10 protein-coding genes and 1 riboswitch are annotated in these 14,503 nt (G+C 65.9%); all 10 genes read left to right on the forward strand.

Annotated features, from left to right (window positions below; genetic code table 11):
* Positions 1–232 precede the first annotated feature (232 nt).
* The 10 genes from eccD (at position 233) to G6N68_RS13225 (ending at position 14,462) form a co-directional block, all read left to right on the forward strand.
* On the forward strand, positions 233–1,744 hold the full coding sequence (gene eccD, locus G6N68_RS13180) for a type VII secretion integral membrane protein EccD (protein ID WP_163712686.1): 1,512 nt from the start codon (positions 233–235) through the stop codon (positions 1,742–1,744).
* Complete coding sequence (gene mycP, locus G6N68_RS13185) at positions 1,722–3,590, forward strand: type VII secretion-associated serine protease mycosin (protein ID WP_163712690.1); 1,869 nt, start codon at positions 1,722–1,724, stop codon at positions 3,588–3,590. The genes eccD and mycP overlap by 23 nt, the downstream gene beginning before the upstream one ends.
* Positions 3,587–4,798, forward strand: a complete 1,212-nt coding sequence (eccE, locus tag G6N68_RS13190) for a type VII secretion protein EccE (protein WP_163712693.1) — start codon at positions 3,587–3,589, stop codon at positions 4,796–4,798. The genes mycP and eccE overlap by 4 nt, the downstream gene beginning before the upstream one ends.
* The gene (gene eccA, locus G6N68_RS13195) at positions 4,795–6,627 is read left to right on the forward strand and encodes a type VII secretion AAA-ATPase EccA (RefSeq protein ID WP_163712696.1); all 1,833 of its coding nucleotides are present in this window, start codon (positions 4,795–4,797) and stop codon (positions 6,625–6,627) included. Before eccE ends, eccA begins: the two co-directional genes overlap by 4 nt.
* Positions 6,628–6,791: 164 nt before the next feature.
* Positions 6,792–6,962: riboswitch (M-box (ykoK) riboswitch) on the forward strand.
* Between the two features lie 305 nt (positions 6,963–7,267).
* A complete protein-coding gene (locus G6N68_RS13200) occupies positions 7,268–7,567 on the forward strand; it encodes a PE family protein (protein ID WP_163712699.1) in 300 nt (99 codons plus the stop codon).
* Positions 7,568–7,582: 15 nt separating this feature from the next.
* On the forward strand, positions 7,583–8,818 hold the full coding sequence (locus G6N68_RS13205; RefSeq protein ID WP_163712704.1) for a PPE family protein: 1,236 nt from the start codon (positions 7,583–7,585) through the stop codon (positions 8,816–8,818).
* Positions 8,819–9,542: 724 nt separating this feature from the next.
* Positions 9,543–10,850, forward strand: a complete 1,308-nt coding sequence (locus G6N68_RS13210; protein WP_163712708.1) for a PPE family protein — start codon at positions 9,543–9,545, stop codon at positions 10,848–10,850.
* A 46-nt stretch (positions 10,851–10,896) separates the two neighbouring features.
* A complete protein-coding gene (locus tag G6N68_RS13215) occupies positions 10,897–12,300 on the forward strand; it encodes a PPE family protein (RefSeq protein WP_163712711.1) in 1,404 nt (467 codons plus the stop codon).
* A 79-nt stretch (positions 12,301–12,379) separates the two neighbouring features.
* A complete protein-coding gene (locus G6N68_RS13220) occupies positions 12,380–12,703 on the forward strand; it encodes a DUF732 domain-containing protein (protein ID WP_163712714.1) in 324 nt (107 codons plus the stop codon).
* A gap of 505 nt (positions 12,704–13,208) precedes the next feature.
* A complete protein-coding gene (locus tag G6N68_RS13225) occupies positions 13,209–14,462 on the forward strand; it encodes a PPE family protein (protein ID WP_163712717.1) in 1,254 nt (417 codons plus the stop codon).
* Positions 14,463–14,503 lie beyond the last annotated feature (41 nt).

Genomic DNA, 14,503 nt, shown 5'->3' on the forward strand with positions numbered 1-14,503 from the left:
ATGCGGACACGGCATACTGCTCTAGAACCGGCCGCAAAAGCGCAAAGCAATGTCCATCAGAATCAATTAGTCGCGAGGCGAGGCAAATGAATTCGGAGTCAGTCGGGCCGCCGCTATCAGCGGGCTCGGGCACCTCGGGCACCTCGGGCATATCGGTGAGTTCACCGACAACGCCCGCCCACGGCTTTAACCACCAGACCACACGCCAACTCACAAAGGGGGGTGCAGGACGATGACTGCAGTAGCCGATGCTCCACAGGCTGACATTGAGGGCATCTCGACACCACGCGCCGTCGTCGTCGGCATCATGGCGGGCGAGGGTGTCCAGATCGGCGTGCTGTTGGACGCCAACGCCCCCGTCTCGGTGATGACCGAGCCCCTGCTGAAGGTGGTCAACAGCCGGCTCCGCGAACTCGGCGAGACCCCGCTAGAGGCCACCGGCCGTGGCCGCTGGGCGCTGTGCCTGGTTGACGGCACGCCGTTGCGCGCCACCCAGTCGCTGACCGAACAGGACATCTTCGACGGCGACCGCCTCTGGATCCGGTTCATCAACGACACCGAGCACCGCTCGCAGGTCATCGAGCACATCTCCACCGCTGTCGCGTCCAATCTCAGCAAGCGGTTCGCGTCCATCGACCCGGTCGTTGCGGTACAGGTCGGCGCGTGGATGGTGGCCATCGGTGTGGCCCTGTCCACCGGCATCTTGGCGTGGTGGCGTTGGCACCACAACACGTGGCTGACCACCATCTTCACCGCCATTGTCGGCGTCCTTGTGTTGGGCGTAGCCGGCCTGCTGCAGGTGCGCGCCAAGACCGACGCCGACCGTCGGGTCGCCGACATCATGCTGATGGCCGGCATCATCCCGATCACCGTTGCCGCGGCCGCGGCCCCGCCCGGTCCGGTCGGGTCGCCGCAAGCCGTCTTGGGCTTCGGTGTCCTCACCGTGGCGACAACACTGGCACTGCGCTTCACCGGCCGCAGGCTGGCGATCTACACCGCGATCGTCACCATCAGTGCACTGACGACGATTGCCGCCGTACTCCGGATGGTCGCCGCAACCAGTGCGGTGACGCTGCTGGCCAGCCTGGTCCTGGCGTGCGTGTTCCTCTACCACGCGGCGCCCTCGCTGACTCGGCGCCTGGCCGGCATCCGGTTGCCGGTCTTCCCGTCGGCAACCAGCCGTTGGGTTTTCGAGGCGCGCCCGGATCTGCCCACGACCGTGGTGGTGTCCGGCGGCGGAACGCCGACCTTGGAGGGCCCGGCGTCGGTGCGCGACGTGCTCATCCAGGCTGAGCGCGCCCGCTCGTTCCTCAGCGGGTTGCTGGTCGGGCTCGGCACCATGATGGTCGTGTGCCTGACCGCACTGTGCAATCCGCACACCAGCGAGCGTTGGCTGCCACTGATCTTGACCACTTTCGTCGCAGGATTCCTGATGCTGCGTGGTCGTTCGTACGTCGACCGTTGGCAGTCGATCACCCTGGCCAGCACGTCAGTGATCATCGTTGCCGCGGTGTGCATCCGGTACGCGGCTGGGCTGCACTCGCCCCTGTCGGTGTCGCTCACCGCAGCCATCCTGGTGCTGCTGCCCGCGGCGGGAATGACAGCGGCCGCAGTGGTACCCAACACGATCTACAGCCCACTGTTCCGCAAGCTGGTGGAATGGTTGGAATACCTCTGCCTGATGCCAATCTTCCCGCTGGCATTCTGGTTGATGAACGTTTATGCAGCGATCCGGTACAGGTAACAGCAGGTTGCGGCATGGTCGCGGGTCCACCGCGGCCATCGCCGCAATGCTGCTTGCATCAGGTGCGTTAGCCGGCATGCCGCCGGCTTACGCCATTACGCCCCCGCAGATCGACCCAGCCGCATTGCCGCCGGACAGTCCTCCTGGACCGTTGGCGCCAATGAAGCAGAACTCCTACTGCACCGAGGTGGGAGTGCTTCCCGGGACCGACTTCAAGGTCCAGCCGAAGTACATGGACATGCTGAACCTCAATGAGGCGTGGCAATTCGGCCGGGGCGCTGGGGTGAAGGTGGCTGTCATCGACACCGGTGTGACGCCGCACCCGCGGTTGCCGCACCTCATTCCCGGCGGCGACTACGTAATGGCCGGCGGTGACGGATTCTCGGACTGCGACGTCCACGGCACGCTGGTGGCGTCGATGATCGCCGCGGCTCCGGCCAACGGCGCGACGGCGCCACCGGTGGCACCGCGCAGACCGGTGACCATTCCCACCACCGAGAAGCCACCACCACCGCAGACGGTGACGTTGTCTCCGGTCCCGGCGCCCACTGTGACGGTGATCCCGGTGCCGGCGGAGCCGCCCGGCGAGGGAGGGGCCCCACCCGGACCCCCGCCCGGACCGCCCGGCATCCCGCCTCCACCGGGCGGGCAGGCCCCCTCGGGCAACCGAGGCGGCGGCACGGTGACCATCCCGCGCTACACCGGTGGCGGTCGGGTGGCCCCGGTCGACCACCCGCGTCCTCTTGCGCCGACGACTACGTCGCCGTCGCCGTCGACGACGGGTAGCTCTGCGCCTTCGGGCACCACCAGCCCGACGTCGCCGCCCTCGAGTTCTCCGGCGCCTCCTCCGCCGCCCCCGGTGGCCAGTCCGGCCGAGCCGCCGGCCGATGCGTTCGTCGGCATCGCACCGGACGTCGAGGTGATCTCGATCCGTCAGTCAAGTCAGGCGTTCGGGCTCAAGGACCCCTACACCGGCGACGAGGACCCGCAAACGCAGGCCAAGATCGACAACGTCCAGACAATGGCCCGTGCCATCGTGCACGCTGCCAACATGGGGGCGTCGATCATCAACATCTCCGACGTGACCTGCATGAGCGCGCGCAATCCCATCGATCAACGCGCGTTGGGTGCCGCGGTTCGCTATGCGGCAGTGGAGAAGAACGCGCTGATCGTTGCGGCCGCGGGGGACAGCAGCAAGAAGGACTGCAAGCAAAATACGATTTATGACCCGCTGCAGCCCGACGATCCCCGCGCCTGGGCGTCTGTGACGACGGTGGTGACACCGGACTGGTTCCACGAATATGTGCTCAGCGTGGGTGCCGTGGATTCCAAGGGGCAGGCGCTCAGCAACATGAGCATCGCCGGCCCGTGGGTCTCGATTTCCGCACCGGGCACCGACGTGGTCGGGCTGTCGCCGCGTGACGACGGCCTGATCAATGCGATCGACGGTCCGGACAACACGTTGCTGGTTCCGGCTGGTACCAGCTTCTCGGCTGCAATCGTTTCCGGGGTAGCTGCCCTGGTGCGAGCGAAATACCCGGAGTTGTCGTCGTACCAAATCCGAAATCGGTTGATCCACACGGCCAGGCCGCCCGCGCGTGGCGTGGACAACCAACTCGGCTACGGTGTGATCGACCCGGTGGCAGCATTGACATGGGATGTTCCCGACGGCCCCGCGCAACCTCCCAGGCAGCTATCGGCACCGCTGGCGTTGCCGCCGGATCCCGCTCCGCGTGACATGGTCCCGGTGTGGGTGGCTGCCGGGGGTCTGACAGGGGCACTACTGATAGGTGGCGCAGTGTTCGGTACAGCAACATTGATGCGACGATCGCGGAAGCAACGATGAAGGCTCAGCGCAGATTTGGACTGGCGTTGTCGTGGGCGCGGCTCACGGCCGTGTTCTTGGTGGATGTGCTCATTCTGGTTATCGCCAGCCACCTCCCGGAGTCGTGGCAAGGCGAGAACCGCATCGCGTGGTGGGTAGGTGTCGGCATCGCCGTGCTGGTCACGTTGCTGTCGGTCGTCACCTACCACGGCATCACCGTGACCTCTGGCCTCGCGTCCTGGCTTTGGGATTGGTCCGCTGACCCGGGCACTGCCCTGGGCGCAGGGTGCACGCCGGCGGTCGACCACAAGCGCAAGTTCGGGCGCGACAACATCGGCGTGCGCGAATACCGTGGCCAGCTGGTTTCGGTCATCGAGGTGGACGGTGGCGAGGGCGACCCGACGGGTAGGCATCGCCACTGGACGCCGGCGACGGCCGGGGTGCCGTTGACGGCGGTGGCAGATGGCCTCCGTCAGTTCGACATCCACCTGGACGGCATCGACATCGTGTCCGTCCAGCTGCACGGCAGCGTCGATGCGGCCAAGGCCTCGGCCTCGCTCGGTGAGTGGGGACCGGAGGAGTGGGACCGGGTGGGCGGCCAGGGCGTTGCCAACCGGCGCCGCACCTGGGTGGTGTTGCGAATGAACCCGCAGCGCAACCTGGAGGCGGTGGTGTGCCGCGACTCGCTGGCGGCGACGCTGGTGGCAGCAACCGAGCGGATGGTCCAAGACCTCGACGGGCAGAGCTGCGCGGCGCGGCCGTTGACCGCCGACGAGTTGGCCGAGGTCGACAGCGCGGTGCTGGCCGACCTGGAGCCGACCTGGAGCCGTCCCGGCTGGCGCCACCTCAAGCACTTCAACGGCTTCGCCACGAGTTTCTGGGTGTCACCGAACGACATCGGTCCTGAGATGCTGAATCAGGTGTGGCTTGCGGACCATCCAGAGGTGGGCGCTACGGTGCTTACCGTGAGGTTGACGACGCAGTCAGGACGGCCACAGGTGTCTGCATGGGTTCGCTATCACAGCGATTCCCGTTTGCCCAAGGAAATTGCGGCCGGGCTCAACCGGCTCACGGGTCGCCAGCTGGCCGCGGTGCGTGCCAGCCTCCCGGCACCCTCGACGCGGCCACAGCTGGTCCTTCCCAGCCGCGACCTGCGCGACCACGATGAGCTCGTGTTGCCCGTGGGCAGCGAGCCGGAGCACGCAACGAGCTCACCAACAACCCAATGACACGCGCGCAGTCTGCTGCCGAAGACGCCCGCAACGCGATGGTCGCCGGTCTGCTGGCGTCTGGGATCTCGGTCAATGGGCTGCAGCCCAGTCACAATCCGCAGGTCGCTGCCCAGATGTTCGCGACGGCGACCACGCGCGATCCCGGAATGTGCGATGCCTGGTTGGCTCGGATACTTGCGGGCGATCAGAGCATCGAAGTGTTGGCCGGCGCATGGGCCGCGGTGCGTACCTTCGGCTGGGAAACCCGCCGCCTCGGTGTGACCGATCTGCAGTTCCGGCCCGAGGTTTCCGACGGCTTGTTCCTCCGGCTGGCGGTTACCAGTGTTGATTCGCTCGCTTGCGCATACGCAGCGGTCCTGGCCGAAGCCAAGCGCTACGCGGAAGCGGCCGAATTGCTGGATAAGACAGACCCGCGCCATCCGTTCGACGCGGAGCTGGTCCGGTATGTGCGGGGGGTTCTCTACTTCCGCACGAAACGCTGGCCGGATGTGCTGAATCAGTTCCCCGAAGCGACCACCTGGCGTCACCCCGAGCTCAAGGCGGCGGGTGCGGCCATGGCGACCACGGCGCTGGCGTCCCTCGGGGTCTTCGAGGAGGCCTACCGGCGCGGGCAGGAGGCGATCGAAGGGGACCGGGTACCCGGCGCGGCGAACATCGCCCTCTACACGCAGGGCATGTGCCTGCGCCACGTTGGGCGCGAGGAAGAAGCGGTCGAATTGCTGCGTCGCGTCTATTCGCGCGACGCGAAGTTCACCCCGGCGCGAGAAGCGCTGGACAACCCGAACTTCCGGCTGGTGGTCACCGACCCGGAGACCATTGAGGCGCGGACCGACCCGTGGGACCCGGACAGCGCACCCACCCGCGCGCAGACGGAAGCGGCCCGCCACGCCGAGATGGCGGCCAAGTACCTGGCCGAAGGCGATGCCGAGCTCAACGCGATGCTCGGCATGGAGCGGGCCAAGAAGGAAATCAAACTCATCAAGGCGACGACCAAGGTGAACCTGGCCCGAGCCAAGATGGGCCTGCCTGTTCCGGTGACGTCGCGCCACACTCTGCTGCTCGGACCGCCTGGCACCGGCAAGACGTCGGTCGCGAGGGCCTTCACCAAGCAGCTGTGCGGGCTCACCGTATTGCGTAAGCCGCAGGTGGTGGAGACCAGCCGAACCAAGCTCTTGGGCCGGTACATGGCCGACGCGGAGAAGAACACCGAGGAGATGCTCGAAGGCGCACTCGGCGGTGCGGTTTTCTTCGACGAGATGCACACCCTGCACGAGAAGGGTTACTCGCAGGGCGACCCGTACGGTAACGCGATCATCAACACGCTGCTGCTGTACATGGAGAACCATCGTGACGAACTCGTCGTGTTCGGCGCGGGCTACGCCAAAGCGATGGAAAAGATGCTCGAGGTGAACCAGGGTCTGCGACGGCGCTTTTCAACGGTGATCGAGTTTTTCAGCTACACGCCGGATGAGTTGATCGCGCTGACGCTGTTGATGAGCAAGGAAAACGAGGACATCCTCACCGAGGAAACCGCGCAAATCTTGTTGCCGTCCTACACGAAGTTCTACAACGACGAGACCTACTCCGAAGACGGGGACCTGATCCGCGGTATCGACGTGCTCGGTAATGCCGGGTTCGTGCGCAACGTGGTGGAGAAGGCCCGCGACCACCGCAGCTTCCGTCTTGACGACGACATCCTCGACGAGGTGCTGGCCAGCGACACCGTCGAGTTCACCGAGGCTCAACTGCGTCGGTTCAAGGAGCTGACTCGCGAAGACCTCGCCGAGGGTCTGCGCGCCGCCGTTGCGGACGTGAAGGCAACGTAAGCGGTCCGTCCAGCTGGGACGCCCGCCAGCCGCCGGCTAGCTGTGTCGGCAGTGACCGAATCCTCTGTAGTTGAGGAACTTTCGTGTCCAATGACCGCCAGTGGCGGCCGACACGGGGGTAGGGAAGTTGACGCCGGTCGTATCGAGTGCCACTATGGCCTCTGCATGCACCTCGCTAGGTGAGGCGTCTGCACGGACATAGGCCACTGACCTCGAACGTCGAAAGACGCCCAGGGTCAGGACAGCTCTTCCCGGCTTAAGGGTTGAGCCCAAGTGGCTTCCGGCCATACCGGATACGCCGTGTGGTGCCAAAGCTCTGACGAGAGGGGTGCCGCACCTGGTGTTTCTGCCGGGTCCTCATCCCTTTGTGCTGCGCGTACCGTGGCATCCCCGTGTGCCCAGGCCCTGAGGAGGTGAGAGCGAAATGAGTACCGACGATAGTCCGTATCCCAAATCGACGATCATTTCGTTCCGATCCGGCCTCGGCGCCGTCTTCGCAATCTAAAGCGACTTAACGCAATTCGCTGATCCGCGCGCTCGCTGTAGCGAGGCCTCGTAGCTCGCGTGCGCGAAAACGCCTTAGATCCAGCGACATTGGCCCGAGCTCGGTCTTCCATGTCATTCATCAGGGGGAAGTCCGATGTCATACGTAAGCACGCATCCAGCAGCCTTGGCGCTGGCCGCCGGTCAACTGCACAGCGTCGGGTCGGCCATGGCCGCGCAGAACGCCGCGGCCGCTCCGCTGACGACGGGCCTGGCACCAGCTGCCACCGATGCGGTATCGACCTTGACCGCAACACAATTCAGTGCACAAGCCGCGCTGTACCAGGCGGTGACCGCCCAAGCGGCGGCGATCCACGAGATGTTCGTCGCCACACTCGACGCGGCCGCTGGCTCGTATGCCACCACCGAAGCCGCCAACGCCATCACGACCAGGTAAGCGAGGGAGCCAATCATGACCATCGCACTGGACTTTGCCGCGCTGCCGCCCGCGGTCAACTCCGCACGCATGTATTCGGGAGCCGGGTCGGCTCCGATGCTGGCCGCCGCCTCCGCTTGGAAGGGCCTGGCCGCCGAATTGCGCTCCACCGCATTGTCTTACGAATCAGTCCTGTCGGCGCTTGCCAGTGAACAATGGCACGGCCCGGCGGCTGCCTCGATGGCGGCCGCGGCGGCGCCCTACATCGCGTGGATGAACGCCACGGCCGCCCAGGCCGAGCAGACCGCCATGCAGGCTGAGGCCGCCGCGGGCGCGTACGAGGCGGCTTTCGCGGCGACCGTTCCGCCACCACTGATCGTGGCCAATCGCGCCCAATTGGCGGCTCTGATCGCCACCAACATCCTGGGCCAAAACACCCCGGCCATCGCGGCGACGGAGGCCGAATACTGCGAGATGTGGGCGCAAGACGCTGCAGCCATGTACGCCTATGCCGGTTCGTCAGCCGCGGCTACGGAGTTGAGCCCGTTCGAACAGCCGCGAGAGATGACGACAGGCGGCGGTTTGGTGGCCCAGGCGGCCGCGGTGGTCCAGGCCACCGGCAGTGCCGCCGCCAGCCAGCAGGGCACCCTGTCGGAGTTGATGTCTGCGGTTCCCGCTGCGCTGCAGGGTCTCTCGGGGTCCGGTGGCGCGAACTCGTTGCCGGACATCGCGAATCTGCTGCTGACGGGATCGGGCCCGTCGTGGTTGTCCGGTTTCTGGGCTCAGTGGGGACCCAACGCGAACATCTGGAACACCATCACTTCGACCGGGACTCTGACGCCGGGTGCGACGGTTGGGACCCTGTCGAGTTTGTTCGGGACGTCCGCGATAGGTGGCGTGGCTGAGGCCGCCGAAGCGACGCTTCCAGGCGGGCTTGGTACCGCCGCGGGCAGCCAGTTGGGCGGTGTCAGCAGCGCTGCGGCGAGCCAGTTGGGCCCCGCAGGCGGCCTCGGCGCCGTCGTCGCTGGAACAGGTAACGCGGGCAGTGTCGGCAAGTTGGCCGTGCCGCCGAGCTGGACGGCGGCCGCGCCGCTGGCCAGCCCTCATGCCGCAGTGTTGGGCGGCACACCGATGGTTGCGCCGCCGCCGGCGGGGACCCCCGGCATGCCGAGCGTACCGCTGGGCAATGTAGCCGCCGAACCCTTCGGCCGCGCGGTTCCGCAGTACGGGTTCCGTCCCCTCGTCGTCGCACGACCGCCCGCCGCAGGATAGCGGAACCGGTCCGCCCAGAATCTCTTTCAGCAAGCTCCCAGTTACTGGGCAGGCGCACGACAGCGGATTCGGCCCGCCGTCTTCTAACGTTTTAGTTAGTTGTTGCTGAGGTTAGGAGATTCCCACGATGAGGGTCAGCACCCGCCGCGGCGAGGCCGGTCCCCTCGACGCCCGTGTGCTGCCGCTCGCGCCTCGGTTTGCGTTCGCCGACTCCTCGTGAGTGACGCGTGCGTGTGACGAGGCACGCTTGTGACGTATTTTTGGTATTTAGACCCCAATTGGCATTTTAAGAATTACTCATGACGCAAGCCTCGCATTCCTATTCTTGATTAGTCACCGAGGCTGGTCATTCAATTTCGAATGCGATTTCACATGGCGCCATATTGCGGTGTGATTGCACCGCTGTTAAAACAGGCTCTGACCACGCGTTTTGATATTTTTGTCGTTAGCTATCGACGGATCTCACCGGCATCGGCCAAGCACGGAGACTTCTTGTTTACATCGCCATTACTTACCGGGAACTCCCGCAAAATAATCGTCCCAGAACCTATTAGCAGATCAGACAGGGGGTCTGAAACAGGCAACAGCCCGGGGTCATCGAGCCGGCGCATTACCCCGATATATCTCAATACCAGGTGCATCGAGAAGTTCTATTCCAGCTTTGTCGTCGAAGGTTCCGCAGCGACCCGCCACGACGATCATCGACGGATCAAGAGGTACACAGATGGATTACGGAGCGCTGCCGCCCGAAATCAATTCCGGGCGCATGTATACCGGTCCGGGCGCGGGGCCGATGCTTGCCGCCGCGGCGGCCTGGGACGAGTTGGGCGCCGAATTGCATTCCACCGCAGTGGCTTACGCCTCAGTCATCGAGAGCCTAACGGCCGGAACCTGGTTGGGGCCGACATCGATCAGCATGGCGGCCGCCGCGGGACCGTTCGTGTCGTGGCTGTCGGCCACCGCTGCCCGCGCCGATCAGGCAGCGGCACAGGCGAATACGGCGGCCGCCGCATACGAGGCGGCGTTCATGGCTACCGTTCCACCGCCGATCATCGAGGCCAATCGCGCGCTGCTGCTAACGCTGATCGCCACCAACATTTTCGGCCAGAACACCCCCGCGATCGCGGCGACGGAGGCCGAGTACATGGAGATGTGGGCGCAGGACGCCACGGCGATGTACGTGTATGCGGGATCGTCGGCCGCCGCGTCGCAGCTGACGCCGTTTACCGAGCCGCCCCAGACCACGAACGCGGCGGGCCAGGCGGCTCAGGCCGCGGCGGTATCGCAGGCTTCGGGCGCCGCCGTCGGCGCCGAGGTCACGACGCAGCTGCCCCAGTTCATCAACTCGTTGCCCACCGCCTTGCAGGGGTTGGCCAGCACCATCGGGTCGTCGCCGACGACGGGATCGACCTCTTTCCTTCCCGGACTTGCGTTGCCGCAACTCGCCAACGCGACACTGCCGTCGGGCTTCGCGGGCGACCTGGCCAACTTCAACGCCATCTTTTCGACGCTGACCGGCCCGTTCTCCCTGCAGGGCTTCTCGTCCATACCCGGTGGCCCGTTCCTGTCGTTCGGGCAGGTATACGCCTACGCACAGAACGGGCAGGCGCTGCAATCCTTCTTCACGCCGGCGGCACCCATCAAAGGGACGTTGGCACCGATCGCCGAGGGGGTCGCGGCCAATCTGTCGTCCGCGAACTCGGTGGGCGGGATCGCGGGGTCCATGGGCCACGCGGCACAGGTGGGCAGCATGTCGGTGCCCCAAGGCTGGACCACCGCGGCCCCGGCCCTGCGCTCGGTCGCCTCGACATTGACGGCAAATCTGGCGGCAGCGGCTCCGGCAGCCTCATCGGCCGGAGAGGCCGGCATTTTCAGCGAGATGGCGATGTCGGCCCTGGCGGGAAATGCGCTCAGCGCCACCGCAGTGGGTTCCGGAAGCAGCGGTGCGGCCGTGAAGGCGCTAGGAGGAGTCGTCGCGGAAGCCGACCCCGCCGCCGCCATGATCTTCGTCCTGCCGCCGATGGAGGACTGACCGTGCTGACCACTAAGACGCGCACTCCGGCAGGGGGTAGATAGGGATGTTCTACGCAGCGTTTCCGCCCGAAATCAACTCGGGCCGCATGTATACCGGTCCGGGGGCGGGGCCGATGCTGGCCGCCGCGGCCGCATGGGACGAACTGGCGGCCGAATTGCAGGTCACCGCCGCGTCCTATTCCTCGGTGATCACCGGCTTGACCAGTGGGCCGTGGGTAGGCCCGTCGTCAATGGCCATGGCGGCCGCGGCAATGCCGTACGTAACCTGGATGAGCGGCACGGCGGCACAGGCGGCGCAGGCTGCCAGCCAAGCCAATGCGGCTGCGGCAGCGTACGAGACGGCCTTCAGCGCCCACGTCCCACCGGCCGAGATCGCGGCCAACCGCAGCCAACTGGCTGTGCTCGTGGCTACCAACCTCTTCGGGCAGAACACGGCGGCCATCGCCGCTACCGAGGCCCAGTACAGCGAAATGTGGGCCCAGGACGCTGTCGCGATGGACGATTACGCCGCCTCGTCGGCCGCTGCGAGTGACGTCACGCCGTTCACTGAACCACCCGAAGTCGTCAACGCGGGCGGGCTGGCCAACCAAGCTCTCGCCGCGGGTCAATCGGCCGGCAGCGCGGCGGGCAGCGTTGCCCAGTCGGTCCTCTCGGCGAGCAACCCGGTTTCGCAACTGCTGCAAGTGCTCGCCAACCTCAGCACCGACTACACCGCCACCATCAACGGTCTGCTCAACGGCCTCTTCGGCTCCGCCGGGGCGTCGACCTTCACGAGCTTGTACAACGCGGTGAAGGTACCCCTCGGATTTTCCACCCAGTTCAACGACATCGGGTTGCTGATCAACTTCCCAGTGTCACAGTTCCTGAAGTTCGCTTCGAAGTCCGCGATGTTGGGTGAGCTGCCCAAGGACGCCCTGGAGGGCGGGCTGGTGCCGCATTGGGGCCGCGGCTGGCTTACCAGTGCGTTATCGCCAAGTCCCGCAGCTCATTTCGGGCGTGGCACGTTGGTGGGGTCGTTGACGGTGCCGCCCAGCTGGACCGCGAACACTCCGGCCATCCAGACGGTCGCCGCCGCACTGTCGGCGGCTGGGCCGGAGGCCGTGCCCGCGGCCGAGCTGGGCCAGGGCAGCCTGCTGAGTTCGATGTCTTTGGCCGGCATGGCCGGAAGTGCTTTCGGTGCCGGGGCTCCCGGTGTGCTGGCCGGCAGCGGCGCCCGAAGAAGTCTCACGCCGGTCAAAGACCTCAAAGACCTCAAATCGCCGGAAATGCTCAAGCGCATGGTCGCCCAGATCTCGGACCGGCCCGACAGCGTCCAGCACCACACCGTCGACCCGGAGGGTCTTGACAGCCTGCTCGAACAACTTGCGAAGAAGCCCGGAATTCACGCAGTGCACCTAGCCAAGAGCGGCAAGTCCAGTGTCGTGCCGCCGGACGCGCAATTGGGTTGAGAGATGAGTTGGTACCGAATGCTGTTCCAAAGCAGAACCTTTGACCTATGGCGTCGCCACGAGAACGAGAGGTGAATCAATGAAAGGGTTGATAGCACTCATCGGCATCTGTGCCGCGATCGGCATCGCAGCGCCCGCATATGCGGATCCCGATAATGGTCCGGGTGGTGACGACGCGGGCTTCCTCGCCGCGCTGCAGCACGCCGACATCGGCTACCGCAACCCCGCGCAAGCGATCGGGTCGGCGAAAGCAGTGTGCACCTGTTTGAACAGCGGCGAATCCGGGCTGGAGTTGGTCCACGACGTGCAGACTCACAACCCCGCCTTCAACATGGACGCCGCCGCCGAATTCGCCGTTCTTTCGTCGAAATACTACTGCCCGCAACATCTTTCGAAAAACTGACCCAAGCTGGCGCGACGGGTCGCCCCGTCGACCTAGACCCCGGATGCTACCTGGGGTCAGTCGCTGTCGAAGGCTGCCCATTAGACCCCGAGTCGCAGCTCCGGCGACATAATCGAATTCAAAATAGCCGCCACGCGGTCTGTTTCTGACAACAGAAGTCGCTACTCGGCGCGGCAATTTGCTGTGTGACCCCTTGCGGCAGCATTCCTCGCGCTTTGGTAACCCCCCCGGGACGCCAGCTATCGCCATCGCTTAGCCCCAACACGAGTATTTCGGCCCCAATATTTCGCCCTGGCAGCCCGGCGAGTCTGCGCATTCCAGGAAAGAGCCTGCGATAGCAATTGGCTGCGAGGCGATGCGCGGAACCGGTTGCGCAGAATACGTGGAGCTATGCGGAGAACCATTAGCAGACCTCGTGAGTTTTGTATGAGGTCGGCCAGACCTGCGGCTAGATGGGTAACCGCATGGCTACCATGGCTGGCACCAAGGGGACCGGAGGTATTGGATGGACTTCGGGGCATTACCGCCGGAAATAAATTCTGGACGGATGTATACGGGGGCGGGATCTGGGCCGATGTTGGCGGCGGCGGCTGCCTGGGACGCGTTGGCCGCAGAACTGCACTCGAATGCGGCCTCGTATGGCGCGACGATTCAGGGCGTCACTGTCGGCACGTGGCACGGGCCGGCGGCGACAGCGATGGCGACCGCGGCTACGCCGTATGTGGCGTGGATGACCGAGACCGCGGCACGGGCGGAGCAGGCCGCCGCGCAGGCCAAACTCGCCGCTGCCGCGTACGAGACCGCATTCGCGGCGACGGTGCCGCCGCCGGCCGTCGCGGCCAACCGCGCCCTGCTCATGGCGCTCGTTGCCACCAATATTTTCGGGCAGAACACCGCGGCGATCGCCGCCACCGAAGCGGAGTACGCGGAGATGTGGGCCCAAGACGCCGCGGCCATGTACGGCTACGCGGGCTCGTCGGCGGCCGCCACCGAGCTGACGCCGTTCGAGCAGCCCCCGGAGACCACCGACCCGGCCGGCATAGGCGGGCAATCCGCGACGGTTGCCGAGGCCGTCGGCGCCTCGGAGATTCAGTCGCAGCTCAGCCAGGTGATGACCGCTATCCCCAATGCGCTGGCCAATGTGGGACCCGCGGCGGCCGCGGCACCCGCGGCAACGACGCCGATCGGCAATGCGATCGAGGCTCTCAACCCCTTTATCGTCGGCATTCGTCCCTTCTTCGCCGCCATCACCGGCGCGTACGCGCCGATCATCCCGTTCGTGCTGTTCGGCGGGTGGTGGCTGTTCGCCGGGCAGATCCTCGGCCTGTCGCAGAACGCGCCGGGGGTGGCTACCCTGCTCAGCACCGGCGGGAAGCCCGTTGCCGGCCTGTCGCCGCTGCGCGGAGGTTACGTGGCAGCCATAACGCCGGGAGCTGCGGGGGCCGCCGGGGCCATGGGGAATTCCACGCTGGTCGGATCGCTGTCGGTGCCGCAGGGCTGGGTGCAGGCCGCTCCGGTGCTAAGGACGATGACATCCGTGCTGCCGAGTGCGACACCAGAGGCGCTCGCGGCCATGCCTGCAGCAGCCGAAGGCGGCATGTTCGGCGAAATGGCCATGGCCAGTCTCGCCGGACAAGCGCTGGCTGGGGCCAGCGTGCGCACCGTCAGCAACGGGTCGGCCGGCGTTGTGGGAGGCGCGGCGGCGGCAGCTGGCGAGGAGGCCGCGACGGCGACCATCATCGTGATACCGGCGGACTGACCGGTGGCCTTTACAGCAGACGCGGCAGGAAGGCCGGAATT

The organism is Mycobacterium bourgelatii, from assembly GCF_010723575.1.
GTDB classification, from domain to species: domain Bacteria; phylum Actinomycetota; class Actinomycetes; order Mycobacteriales; family Mycobacteriaceae; genus Mycobacterium; species Mycobacterium bourgelatii.